A 17625-nucleotide genomic window follows, 5' to 3' on the forward strand; every position below is an offset into this window, starting at 1 on the left:
CGACTCCACACCCACCTCGGGGACACCACTCCCCTCGGGCGTGTACCCCTGAGTGTTCCCTTCGGAGGTACCACCATGAGCACCCAACTCACACTGATTGAAACCTCGGATTTCGAGGCTGATCGTATCGTCCAAGAAAACCAGGTGATCGACGAAGCGCTGCATATTCTGGATCGTCGGCTGTTCGCCCGCGGCCCGAACCTGGCCTCACCTGGCGCCGTGGCCTCATACCTAAAACTGCATCTTGTGCAACAAGAGCATGAGGTCTTCGGTGTGATATTTCTCGATGCCAAGCATCGGGTGTTGGCGTTCGAAGTCCTCTTTCACGGCAGCATTGATGGCGCCAGCGTTTACCCCCGCCAAGTCGTTAAGCGTTCCCTAGCGCATAACGCTGCGGCCGCCATTTTTGTGCACAACCACCCTTCGGGGTGTACGGAACCCAGCCAGGCAGATCGCGTCTTGACCGCACGGTTGAAGGAGGCCTTGGCCTTGATCGAAGTGCGCGTATTGGATCACTTCATCGTGGGTGAAGGTCGTCCGCTCTCCCTTGCCGAATACGGCTGGCTTTAACCCTCACAGGCGCCTTCGGGCGCCTTGTTCATTTTCATTCTGGAGAACCCTCATGAACCCCACACACCAAGCCCCAGCCCTGTTGACGACCTCAACTCCATTTGCTCGCGGTTACGACAACCTTCATATCGAACGGCTGCTACTGATCACCTACGAAAACGACTGCCCTCCCTGCTTTCGACCCGTGCACGACTCACAAGCCCATCTGCCCGACAATGAGCTGCAACTGTTCCCCTGCCTGTTCAATGACGATTTCGCCGTGATCAGCGAAGGCCACTCCATTCCGGATAATTTGGATGAACGCTGTCAGTCCAGCGGGCTAGTGCGCCAAGTGATCTACGCTGTGATGGGCGAAATGCTCAACGAGCGGCATCACCTCAGTGATCTGTACTCCCTGGAAGAGGCCCAAGCCATGGTCCATCGCTTGAGCTTCGAAACGGGACACTACAGTCGAGCCTGGGAAATCAGTACCGCGCACCTTCCCGAAGAAGCGATGCTTTATCTGGAGGAGTGGGTCAGTAACTTCGCTCTGCGGCAAACCGGCCTCTTGTTCGAGCTTTTTACGCTGCCAGATTGCTGCGGTATCGGTTGCAAACTGATCGGCACGCCATGGACGGACGAGAACCTGGTGAAGATTGAGGGCCGTCATTACTCATCGCTGAGGCAAGAGCAACTCGATGCCGGTACGCCAGTAGCGTTGATCGAGGTGCTGTACCTCGCGGCATTGGCGGATGTGCGATTGTTGATCTTCGACCCCGACGCCGCCGTCTTGGATGGGCTCGCCATTTTTGATGAATAGCAACGCGTTCAGCGTTAACACGACCCGCCTTGAATCAACTTTCTCACTGAATCGCTCCTTCACCTCATGTCAGGTTCTGCACTGAATCTGACATGAGGTTTTTTCCATGGCGCGTTTTTTTACGCCTGTCTGCCTGCTGGCTTCGTTGAGCGCCTGCACCGCGCAAATCCCCAACCCATTGCCGACCCATCCGGAAATCAGCAGTGGCTCCAATCGGGCCCAGCTCTCGGAGGGCACAGCCGAAGGAATCCACCCCGGAGAGCTGCGCTATGGCCGCTACACGCTGGTCAGCACCGAGCCCACCACAGAACAACGCGATCTTCTTGCCCAAATCATTGAAGTGAACATCCCCTCCGGACTGAGCCCTTCGGTACAGGATGCATTGCAGTACGTATTGCAGCGCTCGGGCTATTCGCTCTGCCCCGTTACCGCGTCCGTGAGGGTGCTCTTTACTCGGCCCCTGCCCGCGGCCCATTACCGGCTTGGTCCAATCCCTTTGCGCAGAGCGCTACAAGTGCTAGCTGGCCCCGCCTGGCAACTCACGACCGACGAAGTCAGCCGTTCGGTCTGCTTCGAACAGCAGAAAACGGAGGCCGGCGTCGCGCTGATCACACCCATCTCGCCCCATCAGCCGGAGGCACGCCCATGAAAGCCTCGACGTTTCAAACCCTCATCATTGGGCTGCTTTGCCTGGCGGTCGCCGGCCTGAGCGGTGGTTTGTATAACCAGTATCAACGCGTGGCCGAACTGCAGAGCACGAACACGCAATACCAACAAACCCTGGACACCCTGCAACGTGATGCAAGCGCCCTCAAGGATGCACAGGAAAAACTGCAGTACGCGCTGAAAGACCTGAAGCAGATGGTCGATTCCGGTGAGCAACAGGCCAATACCCTCGATCCGATGTTGGATCAGTGGGCGCAAGAGATACAGGAACTGCGTGATGGTCTCGCAGCCCGCGCCACCGCGGCAGACCTGACAGCGCTGCGCGCACGCCTTGAACAGGTCGAGCAGCAGCTCCTGGAGCACAAGACCCAGCCATCACCCCCATCGTCGACGCCTTCTGCGACCAAACCGAAAAAGACCGCTCGCCCCAAACCCACCCCGCTCTCGCCACCGTTTTCAGTATTGAGTGTCGAGTCCCGCGGTGGTGAGCGCTTTCTGGCGGTCGCACCTCATGACAGTCGCTCGCTCACGGATGTCCGGCTGCTACATAGCGGTGAGCAGCAAGGGGCTTGGCGCCTGAAAATACTGGAGCCGAACTCAGCCATCTTCGCGGTGGCCGCTCAGCCAGATCAGACCGTGCACCTCCCTTGAGAAGTGATCATGAACAGAACGCTACTGCCCACCGTTGTCTGTCTCGCTTCGCTACTGGCCATGGGCGCTGCGGTGGGCAACCCCGTCGCTACACAGTCACGGATCCAGGACACGCAGTCTGCTCCGCTGGGGCGCTCTGACTCTGAACAGGCGGCGAGCTGGGGTCTGACGGAGCAGGAGTGGACGCGCTTCGAACAGATCCAAGCCGGCCCGCGCGGTTTCTGGAGCCCGAGCCTCGATCCGTTGACCGCACTCGGGGTCGAGGCCCTGACCGACCAAGAGCGCCAGCGCTATGCCGAATTACAGGTAGCGCTGGAAGCCAAACGCGCCGAGCGCGAGTTGGCCTACCAAAACGCTTACAACGCCGCCTGGGCCAAGCTGTTTCCCGGGTTGCTGCCGATCCAGGGCATGGCATCTCCGTCCCCTGCCAGCTCGTCGGTCGTGCCGCGCAAGTATCTATTTGTGGAGGACCACTGCCCGGAGTGCACCGCCGAAGCGCAACGTTTGCAAAACAGTGGCACAGCGTTCGACATCTACCTGGTGGGCAGCCAAGGCGAGGATGAACGCGTCCGTAGCTGGGCTCGGCAAGCGGACATCGATCCGGCCAAGGTCCAACGTCGGCAGATCACCCTGAACCATGACCGTGGTCGCTGGTTCAGCCTGGGTGCCCCGGGGGCATTGCCTGCCACATTTCAACAGGTGAATGGACAATGGCAACGCCTCGACTGAGTGGTATAGCACTCATGCTGACGATGCTCGCCGTCCAGGCTGACGAACTTCCGCCTCCTGCCTACCAACTGGCGGCGCATGACGCCGACATCCCTTCTACGGTGCTGTTCGCGATTGCCCTGCAGGAGAGTGGTATCCGCGTCCGTGGTCGACTGCTGCCCTGGCCTTGGACCCTGAACATCGCCGGAACACCCTACCGCTTCGCCACTCGCCAGGCCGCCTGTCACGCCTTGCTTCAGGCGCTCACCCGACATGACGCCAAGCGGGTCGATGCCGGTCTCGGGCAAACCAACCTGGGTTACCACGGACAACGTTTTTCCAGCCCTTGCGAAGCCCTTGATCCCTACCGAAATCTCGCCGTGACCGCCGCACTGCTGCAGGAGCATCACGCTGCCACCGGTGATTGGGTGTTGGCTGCCGGGCGCTATCACCGTCCGGCAGGAGGCGCGCCGGCAGCACGCTACCGTGCTGGCTTTTCCCAGAGACTCGAACAGCTGCTGATTTCCTTTGAACAGGGCACACCACAATGAAGCGAATCCCCCTTACCTACTATTTCACCCTGCTCTTGGCACCTTTCGCCCAGCCGGAACTGACCGTTGCCGAGGATCAGCCTAGCGACTTCATCCGACCCCATTTTCAAGTTTCCAGGCCGCCAATAAACAACAAGACCCAGCCTGATCGGGCCATGCATGCGGACCTGTCCACGTTTGCCGATGAAGCCTGGATACTACCCATCCGCAGTTCTCACTTGAGCCCCGGCCAGATCACGTCTCGCGCCCTGAACATGCCGGGCTTGCGGCCATTTTTTCTGGTCGGTGACGATTCCCAGTCGCTGACTTGGCTGCGACAACGCGCTGCTGAACTGCAGGAAATGGGCGCGGCTGGCCTCGCCGTCGAAGTGGCCGATAATGAAGCCCTGGCTCGGATTCGAGCAGCCGCTCCGGGCATCACCATCCTGCCGGTCAACGGCAACGACATCGCCACCCGCCTGCAGATTGAGCACTATCCCGTCTTGATCACTGCCACCTCACTGGAACAGTGAGTCCAGGTCATGGCCGAGCATGCGATGGAGTCCAAGCTCCGGCCAGCGGTGGAGCTGTATACCGTAGCAATCTGTATCGCTGCCGCAGTGTTGTGCGTGTACTCGCCCTGGGCTGTGGCCCTGTCACCCGAGATCGGTCTGGTTGCAGCGCTGGCCTATGCCCTGTTCGGCCTGATCCGCCTGCGACAAGCTTGGGAGGTGCTGCGTTATCGGCGCAATATCCGTCGGCTGCCCCGCTACGAGCTGACCAGTCGGCAGATTCCGGTCAGCCGCAAGCGTCTGTTCATGGGCCGAGGCTTTCGCTGGACCCGCCTGCACACCCAGCGCTTGGTCGAGGCCCAGGATCCGGCGGTCGCCAACTATGTCGACCAACCGACCCGTTACCGCCTGGCACGTGGACTCGAACGTCGCCTGGAACATGCACCGTTTCCGTTCTCGACACTGGCCCGTGTCACGGCCTGGGACAGTGCCTTCAATCCATTGCGGCCTTTGCCCCCGGTAGGTGGCTCGCCGCTGTTGCATGGGGTCGAGCCCGACGAAACGGAAGTCAGTCTGCCGCTGGGCGAACGGGTCGGACACACCCTGGTGCTAGGCACTACCCGTGTCGGCAAGACCCGGCTCGCCGAGGTGTACATCACCCAGGACATTCATCGCATCGAACATGAGGTGGTCATCGTCTTCGATCCGAAGGGCGATGCCGACTTGCTCAAACGGATGTACGTCGAAGCCAAACGCGCTGGTCGGGAAAAGGAGTTTTATGTTTTCCATCTAGGCTGGCCGGAGATCTCGGCCCGCTACAACGCCGTGGGACGTTTCGGACGCATTTCTGAGGTGGCGTCTCGCATTGCTGGGCAACTCAGTGGTGAAGGCAACTCTGCGGCCTTCCGTGAGTTCGCCTGGCGTTTCGTCAACATCATCGCCCGCGTACTGATCGAACTGGGCCGACGTCCGGACTACCTGCAGATCCAGCGACATGTGGTCAACATCGACGCACTGTTCATCGAATACGCCCAGCAATTTTTCGCCAAGACCGATCCGAAAGCCTGGGAAGTGATCGTCCAACTTGAAGGCAAGCTCACCGAGAAGAACATTCCCCGGCATATGATCGGGCGCGAAAAGCGTGTGGTGGCCATCGAGCAGTATCTGGCGGCCAAACGGGTATTTGATCCGGTAATGGACGGACTGCGTTCGGCAGTGCGCTACGACCGTACTTACTTCGACAAGATCGTTGCCTCGCTACTGCCGCTGCTGGAGAAACTCACCACCGGCAAGACCGCCCAGTTACTGGCCCCCAACTACACCGACCTGGATGACCCGCGGCCGATCTTCGACTGGATGCAGGTCATCCGAAAACGCGGCATCGTCTACGTCGGTCTGGATGCGCTGACCGACGCCGAGGTGGCCGCCGCGGTGGGCAACTCCATGTTCGCCGACTTGGTCTCGGTCGCCGGACACATCTACAAACACGGCATCGACCATGGCCTGCCCCAATCGGGTAACAACAGTGACAAGTTGCCGATCAACCTCCACGCCGATGAGTTCAACGAGTTGATGGGTGATGAATTCATCCCGCTGATCAACAAGGGCGGCGGGGCCGGCATCCAGGTGACGGCCTACACCCAGACCCTTAGCGATATCGAAGCGCGAATCGGCAACCGGGCCAAGGCCGGCCAGGTCATCGGTAACTTCAACACCCTGCAGATGCTCCGCGTGCGCGAGACCGCCACTGCGGAGCTGCTCACCCAGCAGTTGCCTAAGGTCAACGTGCTGACCAAAACCCTGGTGTCGGGCGCCACCGACACCTCCGATCCTGAGGCCAACACGGACTTCACCTCGTCCTCACAGGACCGTGTCAGCAGCACCAGTGTGCCGCTGATCGAGCCGGCTCACATCGTCAGTTTGCCCAAGGGGCAAATGTTCTCCTTCCAGGCTGGTGGCCAACTGTGGAAAGTCCGCATGCCATTGCCAAAACCTTCCAACGATGATGCCATGCCTAAGGACCTGCAGGAGCTAACCCAGCGGATGCGGGCCACCTACAACGCACAGGCGGGACAATGGTGGAGCGCCAGCGGTGGCGGCCCAACTACCAACTTCGATCTGGATCAGGTGGGGTAGCCCTACCCCACCACAGGTTTCGATTCAGCAGCAAGCTATTCAGAAGGTTTCCTGACGATACCAAATGCAAAGCACAATGGAGTGAACGATGGCGACTTCCGTCCGGAACACGCCGCCACAACCGACCCAGCGCCCGGGATTGATCATCTCAGCGATCGGCTTAGTATTGCGCATCATCAGTTTGTTAATTGCCTCATTGCTGTTCTCGATCTTGATCGAGTGGGCTGGCCTGCTTTTCTTCTGGGGGGATCAAGGCTGGAGACACAGCCAAGGCATGCTGACTAATGAACTGGGTTGGCTTAGCGAGCACTTCAAATCTTCATTCATTCTCCAACAACCTGGGCAGATGATCGTCCAGATACTGGATCTCCTCACCGAGCGGCTTTTGGTCAAAACTGGATTTGCGGACTTTGCTCATCAGGCCCGGGTGTCGAGCCAGGGAAATAGGTTCTGGCACTGGACCAATCAGCTCTATGTGAGTATTGAAGATTTCGTGCTGGCCGCGGTATACATTACCTTCACCTTTGTAGTGCGTCTGACCATTCTGGTCTTAGCCACGCCACTGTTCTTGCTGAGCATGCTCACTGGCTTTGTTGATGGGCTAATGCGCCGTGACCTACGCAAATTTGGCGCAGGGCAAGAAAGCAGCTTTGTCTATCATCGTGCTAAGCGAGCAATTTTACCACTGCTGATCGTGCCCTGGATTATCTACCTGTCCTTACCGTTTTCGCCCAATCCCATGGCGATTTTTTTGCCTTGCGCGGTGATGCTCGGAATAGCAACTATGATCACCGCGGCAACCTTCAAAAAGTACCTTTGATAGAACGTACTGGTAGAGTGTAGTGCATGAGATTGCTACAGCCAAAAAGAAAGGAACGGGGCGCCGGGCATGGGATGGTCGTGGTACGAAAGTGGTACGGATAGCCTAGTACAGTCCCTCAAATGCAAAGAACATGCAAGTGAGTAGGCGATTTCTCCAGATAAATGATGCCGGGCACGATACTCAATATTCTTAGCGCAAAAACTACCAAGAACAAGGCAGGGAAACCGCTTTGGCGAAACTAATTAGTCCGATATTCAGGGATCATTGGACGACATCTGCTTGCGAACACTTTAAGCGTACGGACATCACGCTTTGCGTAATTAATCGGCTGCCACTTATGTGGCAACAACTGATTTCAGTTGCCCGTTTCGTCGGCCGCTCGTTGCGCGCCGTTTGAAACGCCGGGAGTATGAGGCTGTAGTCGACGCGATGCAGGGTCTCCTAGAACATGATCCAGCGATGGTGAGGGGTGAGCTGCCAGACCGTTGAACATCTATTTGGAACGCTCAAATACTGGATTGATAATACCCACTTCCTGACCAAAACCCTGCCGAGGGTGAGCGCTGAGAGGAATGCACCACCGAGCAACTGACAGAGTTTGCCGCCCGGCACATCGGTGAGCGAGCAGCGATCCCCAAGCGCATTGCGGTGGTTGATGCCTTGCCGGTGATGCCGGATGGCAACATTTTTAAACCGGCGCTGCTGCAGCGAGAAATCTGGTGTGGTGCGTCAGGAAAGTGCGAGTTGTGAGATGGGTGAAGTACACGTTTAGGTTGTGCCGGACCCGAGGCGAGGCCTCGTCACGCAAATTCGTTGTGGACCGCCACGGGACCAATTGGCGCGCCGCCTGGGGTGCTATAGTTCCCCATTCGAATGACTTGGTTAAAGCCATAAAAAGTGGCGTTTGCGAAAAAGCAATACCTAGCCAAATGCGACATCCTAAACGGCTACCACAGGTCCTGACAACGCTGGCTCACAGTTAGAAAATGCAAAACTCGTTTAACCTAACAGCACATATTTTGGAGATTTCTACGTATAGCATTCATAAAAAGATCTTTTTCTACCATCTTTTTTTTGAGCCTTTGAATCATCCATTTTTGTGATTTTCGGCAAACTCTAGGGAAAGATCGTTAGGGATGAGTCACTCATATGAGTACAAATCCGCAGTTTGACGAATATTGAATAATGTCGGGACAGCTACAGGCTCTCTAAGTAGCTGCGGTCGAATCTAACATTCTATCCCAACAAGCCCCGAGCTAGATCACTCTCGGTAGCCGAGCTCTTCGTCATTGCACCGATGTGGAAGGGGTGGCTACGCATACGGGCACTCGTCGAAAGCGATAGCTAGTGAGCGGTACCGGGGCAAATAGTCGTTCAATCTGGCGTTTGTATCGCTCGGCAGCGAACATCCGCAGTCAATTTGACTTCTCTGGCTCGGTGCGAAATGCTCAAGCATCAGCTGCGTACATTTGCTTACATCAACGCCAATGTGATCCGCAATTGGATGCCGCGTTACCAAGATCAACTGCCAGCCGCCTTGCCGGCTTTCTTTCCACTGAGAGCTACACCCAAACGGCCAGAGGAAGCGCTGGGTACTATCGAGCTGTCGCTGCTATCAATCACCTTGAAAAGGCCGACTTCCGATCCGAAGGCTGGGCTCGCTATTGCCGCGATCACTAAGTGCAGCGTGCAGGCACCGCTTCAGATGTCAAGTAACGAGAATCGTTAATCTAGGGCTGCAACAGCATCATAACTAAGGCATTAAACAGGAACTCTCACGCTAATGAGTGCCCCCCCAAGGGCGCGATTTTCCGCCGTTATCATGCCGCCATGGGCTCGGCAGATCGCACGGGCAATCGACAAGCCCAACCCGCTGCCTCCCGAATAACGCGCCCTGGAGCGCTCCGCCCGCCAGAAGCGGTCAAATACGCTGTCCAGGTGCTCTGCCTCGATCCCTGGGCCACGGTCACAGATCTCAATCACCACCTGGTCTTCGACTCGACGCGCCATCACGCTCAATTCGCCCCCACCAGCCGCGTAACGCAGCAGGTTATCCACCAAGATATTGATCACCTGGCCCAGGCGATCACGATCGGCATGGAGACGAACCCCATCGGCAATACTGACCTGCGTGCACACGCCGGCCTCATCCAGTTGCGGCTGGAACCAGGCCAGCCGCTCGGCGACCAGGGCCGCCAGGGAAAAATCGCTGCGCTCCAGCACCAACCGGCCGGCACGGGCCATCGACAGCAGGTGCAGGTCATCCACCAGTTTGCGCAGTTGATCGAGCTGACGCTTGACCATGCCCAACTGCGCGGCATCACTGGGGAACACCTCGTCGAGCATTCCCTGCACCCGGCCCATGGCGGCGTTCAATGGCGTGCGCAATTCGTGGGCGATGACCGCACTGGAATCGCGTACATCGCGCTCATAGCGCTCCAGTTGCGTCGTCATGCTGTTGAAGTCGCTGATCAGGTGCTGCAGCTCATCAGGTGCGTCGCGATGAACCGGCAGTCGCGTCAGGAAATCACCGCCGGCGACCCGCCGCGCGCCCTGGGCAATCGCCGAGAACTGGCTGGACAAGGGTCGCGAAAACCACAAGCCAAAGACGATGATAATCGGGATGGCGGCCAGCACCAGGCAAGCCAGAATCAGCCAGTCACGGTTGGCAATGTCCGGCTGGAAGAATTCCACCGGATAATATTCGGCAACCAATTGACGCAGACGTTTTTCGTTGAGCTGCGGCTCGGCGCGCAGCTGCAGCAACTCCTCGCGCGCCGGCGGCGGCAGGTGCTGCAAAAAATACCGGTCCGACAGCCTGAAGTTGATCCACATGCAGATGGCGATCACCACCACCGCGCCAATCGCCAACAGGCTCATGCGCATGCCGATCCAGCGCCACAAGGGTTTATCGTTGACCCGTGATGTCTCAAGCATGCTGTTCACCTGAATCGATAGCCAATGGAGCGCACCGTCACCAGCACCCCGGCGATGCCATGGATCTCGAGCTTGCGCCGCAGGTTATGCACATGGGTGTCGACGACGCGAGCCAGGGCTTCGCTTTCCGGCAGGCAGATTTCCAGCAGCTCATCACGGGTGAACGCCTTGGAGGGTGTCTTGAGCAAGGTGACCAACAGTTTGAACTCCGTCGGCGTCAGATCCAGCAGCTGCGTTGGCGCATCGCGGTGTTCAATAGCAGCGGTAAAGGCGACGAGGTCCACTCGCAGGTTTTCATGGCGCAACAGCTGTTCCACCTGCTGGCTGCCCGTGGTGCGCCGCAACACCGCGTGCACGCGCGCCACCACCTCGCGCGGGCTGTAGGGCTTGACCACATAGTCGTCGGCACCATAGCGCAAAGCGCCGAGTTTCTCCGGCTCGTCGCCCATGGCCGTGACCATAATAACGGGCGTATCACTGCTGCGGCGCACGGCGGACAACACTTCAGTGCCACTCAAGCGGGGCAGCATCACGTCCAGCAGGATCAGGTCGGGCTGCCAGCTTTTGTGCAGGTCCAGACCACGCTGACCGTCTTCGGCCAAGGCCACCTCAAAGCCATCCCGGCGCAGATAGGCTTCGAGAATATTGGCGCTGTCGGCATCGTCTTCGACAATGAGGATACGTTTTCCTGACACAAAGAAGCCTCTTGATGAAACCTTGATAATTCACGAACGGTTTATTGAAAGTCCGCTGCCAGTATTGCCCTACGCCCGACTTTCGCGAACCGATCCTATGCCGACCACTGCATCGCTGTCCAAGCCTATCAAGCTGCCTGAACGCCTCGGCGCGGTTTTGCTGCTGGTCGGCATGTTGGCCGGCTGTTCGCTGGCGCCGACCTATCACACGCCTGCGTTGCCGGTACCGGACAACCTGCAAGGCACACGGGTAGCGGACGCCCCCTCCTCCACGATCAACGATGTAGAAGCGCTCAGCGAAGAAGAGAAACAGCTGCTGGGCAGCCTGGACTCATCGGCGCAGTTGCTGCACCTGGTTGAACAGGCCCTGGACTACAACCGTGATCTGCGCATGGCGTTGCTGCGTGTCGAGCAAGCCCGCGCCCAGTTCGGTATTTCCCGCGCCGATCGCCTGCCCACCGTGGCCTTAGGGCTGCAACGCAACCGCCAGCACTTGCACGACAAAGCCGCCGACGAACGCTATGGGCAGGACATCGCAGTGGCGTCCGTGGGTATTTCGGACTTTGAGCTGGATTTTTTCGGACGCGTGCGCAGCCTGTCCGAAGCGGCGCGACATGATTACCTGGCCACGCGCTACGGTACCCAGGCCGCGCGTAAGGCGCTGATCGTCGAAGTGGCGCGGCTATATTTGCAGGAACGCTTGCAGGCCAACGTGAGGGCCGACACCCAGTCCATTCTCGACAACCAGAACCAGCTGCTGAGCGTACTCGACGACCAGCAAAAAGCAGGTCTAGTGGCGCAGGACACGGTTGACACTCAGCGCATGCAGGTCCGTCGTTCCGCGCTGCAACTTGAGGATGCGAGCGCTGAACATGCGCGTGCGCAACAGGCGTTGTCGTGGGTCACAGGGTATCAAGTCACCCCTCTGGCAGCGGCGGCACAAAGCCCAGTCATCGATCTCAACCCGCCGTCATGGCTGGTCGATCTGCCGTCACAGCGGCTTTTGCAGCGCTTCGATGTGCGCCAATGCGAGGAAACCCTGCGCGCCGCGAATGCCAACATCGGCGCCGCGCGAGCAGCGTTCTTCCCCTCGATCACCTTGAGCACCGGCGCGGGCATCGCCAGCCCGCGCTTGAGCAACTTGTTTTCATCCGGCAGCGGCGCCTGGCTGTTCACCCCGCAACTGAACCTTCCGCTATTCGACGGTGGCCGCAACCAGGCCAACCTGGATCTCGCGACCGCTCGCCAACAATCAGCCGCCGCCCAATACGAAAAGACCGTGCAGGACGCCTTCCGCGAAATCGCCGACCTGTTGACTCAACGTCAGCAAGCGTTGGCCAACGCCAACACGCAAATTGATCTGGCGGCATTGACCGCATTGAAGGCCAAGCGTCTGGACCAACAGATTGCCTCCGGTGCGGCTGCACGCTCAGAACACCCGGCCGCCTCAATTCGTCTGGCTGAATCCGCCATCGAATTACGCAAGGCCACCTACCAGTTGTTGTTCAACCGCCTGGCGCTGTATCGCGCGCTGTCCGGCGCACCGCTATTTTCCTCCGCTGAAAGGGTTTCACCATGAACTTGACCACTCCCCCTACCCGCACCGTGCTGTGGGGCGCCGCCTTGGTGGCCTGCACGCTCGCGACCCCAGCACAGGCGGCCGACGCCAACCCCGCAGCCGACAAAACCACCGCCACCTTGGGCCTTGGCATGGGTGTCACGCCGCGCTACATGGGTGCCAACCGCTACCGCGCGCTCGTGCTGCCGATGTTCAGCATCCAGCGCGGCGTGCTGTTCGCCGACACCACCCGTGGTGTCGGCCTGCAATTTCAATCCGACAGCGGCTTTGGCGCCAGCGCGGCGATCAACTACGACCTGGGCCGTAAGGAAAAGGACAGCACCAGCCGCCCGGGCGACCGCGAGCTGAACGGCATGGGTGATGTCAGCGGCGCCACCGTCGCCGACTTCACCCTCAGCCAGCAACTGCTTGACTGGCTGTCGGTCAGTGGCGAAGCCGAACTGCGCATGGCCGGCGAACATCGCGGTAACCGCTACCGATTCGGCCTGGAAGGCATTCTATTCCACACAGGCAGCGACACCCTGGCCCTGGACATCGACGCCCATGCCGGTGATGGCCGCTACAACCAGACCTTCTTCGGCGTCACCCAGGCACAGAGCCAACGCTCACTCTACGGGCGATACGACGCCGACGCCGGGATCTATGCCTACTCCGCCGCCTTGAACTGGCAGCACAGCCTGGACGCGCACTGGTCGACGCTGGTCAGCCTGACGCTGACCCAGTACGCCGACCAGGCCCGTAACAGCCCGCTGGTCCGACGTGAAAACGCCGGCCTGGGCATGTTCGCCATCAACTACACCTTCTGATAACGAGGCGCCAGGCATGCAGGGTTTTGCTCAGTTGTTCCGTCCTTGGGGCCGTCCCCTGCTGCTCGGCGTTGCCTGCCTCATGGTGGCGGCCTGTTCGCGCGAGGAAGCGGTGTCGCAGCCAGCCGTAAGGTCGGTGAAAATCACCACCGTACACGCCGCAGAGGCCGACGCTGCGCCATTGACCGGTGTGGTGCGCCAACGCCAACGCGCAGCCCTGGCCTTCGAAGGCGCGGGCCGATTGGTGACGTTGAACGTCGACGTCGGCGATACCGTAAAACAAGGCCAGGTGCTGGCAAGCCTGGACACTGCAGCCGTGCGGTTACGTCTGAAACAATCGCAGGCGGCCTTGTTCGCCAGCGTGGCGCAAACCGGCGAGCGCAAGCGCAACAAGGTCCGCCAGCAACAGCTGTTTACCCAGGGCAGTGTCGCGGCCAGCGCTGTGGAGCAAGCTGAAGCGGCGTGGCAAGCGGCCGTCGCGCAGCAGACCGCCGATGAAGCGGCGCTGGACCTGGTACGGCGCGATCAGCGCCAGGGCCAACTGATTGCGCCGTTTGACGGCCGCGTCGTGGCAAGACCCGCGCAGTTGTACAGCGAGTTGTCGCCCGGCCAAGTGGTAATGGAGCTGGAGGCCGGCGGCGCGTTTCAGGTCATCGTGCAAATCCCGGTGGAACAGGCCGCCGGCCTCAAGCCTGGGGACCACGCCGTCGCAGCCGACCCGGCCGCACCCGGTTCAACCTTGCCGTTGGTGCTCGAAGGCTTGTCGGCGCGGGCGCAGAACGGCCTGTTGCAAAGCGCGCGTTTCCGCCTGAATGCCCGCGACCTCGCACTCCCCAGCGGCGTAAACCTCAACGTGCGATTGGTGGCCCCTGCCGAGCCCGCGTTGTCGATTCCAACCCAGGCCCTGCGCATGGGCGGCGACGCCAGCCAGGTGCAGGTGTTTGTCTATGACCCGACCCAGGGCAAGGTCGCCCTGCGTGACATTACGATCGGCCTGATCGACCAGGGCCGTGTCGCCATCGACAACGGCCTCAAGGGCGGCGAGCAAGTGGTCGTCACCGGCGTCGCGTTTCTCAGTGACGGTCAGCCCGTCAACCTGCTAGCGCCTTCCAGTCGCCTGAGCACAACCGAATGATCAACCTGACCCGACACGCCTTGGGCGCAAGCCGCCTGACGCTATTCACCGCGCTGTTGATCCTGATCGCAGGCGTGGCAACGTTCCTGAGTTTCCCGACCCAGGAAGAACCCTCGGTGACCATCCGCGATGCGCTGGTGAGCATCCAGTTCCCCGGTCTGCCCAGCGAACGTGCCGAAGAGCTGCTGGCGCGGCCAACGGAAGAAAAACTGCGCGAGCTGTCGCAGATCAAAAATATCGTGACCACCGTTCACCCCGGCAGCGTGGTGATCCAGGTGACGGCGCGCGACGAAATCAAGGACCTGGGGGTGCTGTGGCAACAAGTCCGCAACAAGGTCGCCGAAGCTGGCGCCGGCTTTCCACCGGGCACCCAAGGGCCGTTTGTCGACGATAATTTCGGGCGCGTCGCCGTCGCATCCATCGCGATTACCGCGCCCGGCTACAGCATGAGCGAGATGCGCGGGCCGCTGAAGCGCCTGCGCGACCAGTTGGGCGGGCTACCCGGCATCGGGCAAGTGACGCTGCACGGCATGCAGGACCAGCAGTTGTCGATCGACTTCAACCCGCAGCGCCTGGCGGGGCTGGGCTTATCTCCCCAGCAACTGTTCCAGCAATTGCAGCAACAGAATGTGTTGGCCCCCGGCGGTATCGCCAACATTGGCGGGCAGATCACCACCCTGACCGTAACCGGTGAAGTGCTCAGCGTGGAGCAACTGCGCCAGCTGCCGATCCAACTGCCCGGTGTAGACGGTACCACGCAATCGGTAGCACTCGGCGCCATCGCGCAGATCTCGGTGATGGCTGCCGACCCTCCCCAGACCGCTGCGGTGTATCAAGGCCAGGACGCGGTGGTGCTGGCTGTGTCCATGGCTGCGGGACAGAACATCCATCAGTTCGGCACAGCCCTGCGCGCTCGTTTGGCACAGTTGGAACAGCAACTTCCGCTGGGCTTTACCGCCCATGTGGTGACGTTCCAAGCCGATGTGGTCGATCAGCAGATGGCCAAGATGAAGCACGTAATGATCGAGACGGTGGTCATCGTCATGGCCGTGGTCATGCTATTCCTCGGCTGGCGAACCGGGCTGGTGGTCGGCGCCATTGTGCCGCTGACCATCCTAGGCACGTTGATCGCCATGCGCATGCTGGGGGTCGAGCTGCAAACCGTGTCCATCGCCGCGATTATCCTCGCCCTGGGCCTGCTGGTGGACAACGGCATTGTGATTGCCGAGGACATCGAGCGCCGACTGCATGCCGGTGAGGATCGGCGCCAGGCCTGCGAAGACGCCGGGCGCACCCTGGCGGTTCCACTATTGACCTCGTCACTCGTGATCGTGCTGGCCTTCTCGCCGTTCTTCCTGGGGCAGACCAGCACCAATGAATACCTGCGATCATTGGCCGTCGTGCTGGCCCTGACCCTGCTCGGCTCGTGGTTGCTGAGCATCACCGTTACGCCGCTGCTGTGCCTGTATTTCGCCAAGGCTGCCCCCCAGGACGCGCCAGAGGACGGTTATGACAGCGGTTTTTACCGTGGCTATCGGGCCGTTATCCGTCGGGTGCTGCAGCACAAAGCGCTGTTTGTGATGGCCATGCTGGTGCTACTCGCCGCCGCGATCTTCGAACTGATGCGCGTGCCTTATGATTTTCTGCCTCAGTCCGACCGCTTGCAGTTCCAGGTACCCATCACCCTGGAGCCTGGCAGCGGTTCGCGCAAGACCTTGCAAAGCGTGCGTGACATCAGCCTGTGGCTGAGCAAGGACCCCCAGGTGGCCGACAGCATCGGCTACGTGGGCGATGGCGGGCCGCGTATCGTGCTGGGCCTCAACCCGCCTTTGCCGGCACCGGAAACTGCGTACTTCACCGTCAGCGTCAAGGCCGGTACGGATATCGATGCCGTCATTGCCAACACGCGCAGCTATTTGCTCAAGCAACACCCGGAACTGCGCGCCGAACCCAAGCGTTTTTCCCTGGGTACCACCGAGACCGGTGTCGCGATCTATCGCGTGCTGGGCCCGGACGAACAGGTATTGCGTAGCCTGGCCGGCCAGATCGAAAAAGCCCTGCGTGCCTTGCCGGGCACCCTGGATGTACGCGATGACTGGGGCAACCGCCTGACGCGTTATACCGTCGAGGTCAATCAGCACAGTGCGCGGCGCGCCGGTGTCGACACCCAAGCCATTGCCCAGGCCCTGCAACTGCACTTCGGCGGCCTCCAGGTGTCGTCATTGCAGGACAACCAGACCCGCGTCCCGCTGGTGGTGCGCGAGCCTTCGACGACAACCGATGCCTCCCCCGATCTGCGCGGCATCCTGCTTTACCCGGTCGACGGCTCGCCCCCCTTGCCGTTGGCGGCCGTTGCCCGCATCGTTGCGTCGAGCGAACCCTCCACCCTGATGCGGCGCAATCAGGAACGCGCCATCACCGTGGTCGGTCACAACCCGTCGTTGACGGCAACGTCCATCGTCGAACGGTTGGCGCCGCAGGTGGCGGCACTACCCCTGCCGCCGGGATACCGCATTGAGCTGGGCGGCGAGATCGAAGACTCGGCGGACGCCAACCAGGCGCTGCTGCAATACCTGCCGCACGCGCTGATCGCCATGCTGTTGCTGTTCGTATGGCAGTTCAATTCGTTTCGCAAGTTGCTGATCGTGGTCTCTGCGATCCCCTTCGTCCTGATCGGTGTGGCCGTTGCGCTGCTGATCACCGGTTACCCGTTCGGCTTCATGGCCACCTTCGGCCTGTTGTCACTGGCGGGGATCATCGTCAACAACGCCGTGCTGTTGCTGGAGCGTATCGAAGTCGAACTCCACGAGGGCCTGCCGGTATACGAGGCGGTGGTGAACGCCGCCGTGAAGCGCCTGCGCCCTATCGTCATGACCAAACTGACCTGCATTATCGGGTTGATCCCCTTGATGCTGTTTGCCGGGCCTCTCTGGGAGGGTATGGCAATAACACTGATGGGCGGCCTGGCGCTAGGGACGTTGGTTACCCTGGGGTTGATTCCGGTGCTGTATGTTTCGTTGTTCAAGGAAACGGACCTGCGTGGCTAACCCGATGTCTGTCGGGTTAGCCGTGGAGCGC

16 protein-coding genes and 1 pseudogene are annotated in these 17625 nt (G+C 60.1%); 15 read left to right on the top strand and 2 right to left on the bottom strand.

The window, feature by feature from the left end; genetic code table 11:
• Nucleotides 1-75: 75 nt before the first annotated feature.
• From radC to M2497_RS21090, 11 genes and pseudogenes are all read left to right on the top strand, one after another.
• A complete protein-coding gene (gene radC, locus M2497_RS21040; RefSeq protein ID WP_248482901.1) occupies nt 76-570 on the top strand; it encodes a DNA repair protein RadC in 495 nt (164 codons plus the stop codon).
• A 52-nt stretch (nt 571-622) separates the two neighbouring features.
• Complete coding sequence (locus M2497_RS21045; protein ID WP_248482903.1) at nt 623-1369, top strand: ABC transporter substrate-binding protein; 747 nt, start codon at nt 623-625, stop codon at nt 1367-1369.
• 106 nt (nt 1370-1475) lie between these two features.
• Entirely contained in the window at nt 1476-2018 is a 543-nt protein-coding gene (locus M2497_RS21050) for a PilL N-terminal domain-containing protein (protein ID WP_248482905.1), read from the top strand.
• Entirely contained in the window at nt 2015-2686 is a 672-nt protein-coding gene (locus M2497_RS21055) for a chemotaxis protein (protein WP_248482908.1), read from the top strand. The genes M2497_RS21050 and M2497_RS21055 overlap by 4 nt, the downstream gene beginning before the upstream one ends.
• A 9-nt stretch (nt 2687-2695) precedes the next feature.
• Complete coding sequence (locus M2497_RS21060; RefSeq protein ID WP_248482910.1) at nt 2696-3415, top strand: TIGR03759 family integrating conjugative element protein; 720 nt, start codon at nt 2696-2698, stop codon at nt 3413-3415.
• Nucleotides 3397-3945, top strand: a complete 549-nt coding sequence (locus M2497_RS21065) for a lytic transglycosylase (protein ID WP_248482911.1) — start codon at nt 3397-3399, stop codon at nt 3943-3945. The genes M2497_RS21060 and M2497_RS21065 overlap by 19 nt, the downstream gene beginning before the upstream one ends.
• On the top strand, nt 3942-4457 hold the full coding sequence (locus M2497_RS21070) for an integrating conjugative element protein (protein ID WP_248482913.1): 516 nt from the start codon (nt 3942-3944) through the stop codon (nt 4455-4457). The genes M2497_RS21065 and M2497_RS21070 overlap by 4 nt, the downstream gene beginning before the upstream one ends.
• A gap of 9 nt (nt 4458-4466) precedes the next feature.
• Nucleotides 4467-6572, top strand: coding sequence for a type IV conjugative transfer system coupling protein TraD (gene traD, locus M2497_RS21075; RefSeq protein ID WP_248482915.1), 2106 nt, complete (start codon nt 4467-4469; stop codon nt 6570-6572).
• An 88-nt stretch (nt 6573-6660) separates the two neighbouring features.
• Nucleotides 6661-7392, top strand: a complete 732-nt coding sequence (locus M2497_RS21080; protein WP_248482918.1) for a TIGR03747 family integrating conjugative element membrane protein — start codon at nt 6661-6663, stop codon at nt 7390-7392.
• A gap of 390 nt (nt 7393-7782) precedes the next feature.
• A pseudogene (locus tag M2497_RS21085) lies at nt 7783-7987 on the top strand (hypothetical protein); the annotation flags it as partial.
• 852 nt (nt 7988-8839) lie between these two features.
• Nucleotides 8840-9124, top strand: coding sequence for a hypothetical protein (locus M2497_RS21090; protein WP_248482920.1), 285 nt, complete (start codon nt 8840-8842; stop codon nt 9122-9124).
• A gap of 32 nt (nt 9125-9156) precedes the next feature.
• Here the strand turns inward: M2497_RS21090 and M2497_RS21095 are convergent, their stop codons facing one another.
• Both M2497_RS21095 and M2497_RS21100 read right to left on the bottom strand, forming a co-directional pair.
• Nucleotides 9157-10332, bottom strand: coding sequence for an ATP-binding protein (locus M2497_RS21095; RefSeq protein ID WP_248482922.1), 1176 nt, complete (start codon nt 10330-10332; stop codon nt 9157-9159).
• Between the two features lie 5 nt (nt 10333-10337).
• Nucleotides 10338-11027: a response regulator gene (locus tag M2497_RS21100; protein ID WP_248482924.1), complete on the bottom strand. Its 690-nt coding sequence runs from the start codon at nt 11025-11027 to the stop codon at nt 10338-10340.
• Between the two features lie 97 nt (nt 11028-11124).
• On the opposite strand from M2497_RS21100, the gene M2497_RS21105 reads away from it, so the two are divergent.
• The 4 genes from M2497_RS21105 to M2497_RS21120 are packed head-to-tail and all read left to right on the top strand — an operon-like array spanning nt 11125 to nt 17594.
• The gene (locus tag M2497_RS21105; RefSeq protein ID WP_248482926.1) at nt 11125-12606 is read left to right on the top strand and encodes an efflux transporter outer membrane subunit; all 1482 of its coding nucleotides are present in this window, start codon (nt 11125-11127) and stop codon (nt 12604-12606) included.
• Entirely contained in the window at nt 12603-13412 is an 810-nt protein-coding gene (locus M2497_RS21110) for a MipA/OmpV family protein (RefSeq protein WP_248482928.1), read from the top strand. The genes M2497_RS21105 and M2497_RS21110 overlap by 4 nt, the downstream gene beginning before the upstream one ends.
• Nucleotides 13413-13428: 16 nt before the next feature.
• The gene (locus M2497_RS21115) at nt 13429-14547 is read left to right on the top strand and encodes an efflux RND transporter periplasmic adaptor subunit (RefSeq protein ID WP_248482929.1); all 1119 of its coding nucleotides are present in this window, start codon (nt 13429-13431) and stop codon (nt 14545-14547) included.
• Nucleotides 14544-17594 (top strand): efflux RND transporter permease subunit, encoded by a 3051-nt coding sequence (locus M2497_RS21120; RefSeq protein ID WP_248482931.1) that lies wholly within the window; start codon nt 14544-14546, stop codon nt 17592-17594. Before M2497_RS21115 ends, M2497_RS21120 begins: the two co-directional genes overlap by 4 nt.
• Nucleotides 17595-17625: the final 31 nt, after the last annotated feature.

Origin of the sequence: Pseudomonas sp. CYM-20-01, from assembly GCF_023169845.1 — a bacterium.
GTDB classification, from domain to species: Bacteria; Pseudomonadota; Gammaproteobacteria; order Pseudomonadales; family Pseudomonadaceae; genus Aquipseudomonas; species Aquipseudomonas azotoformans.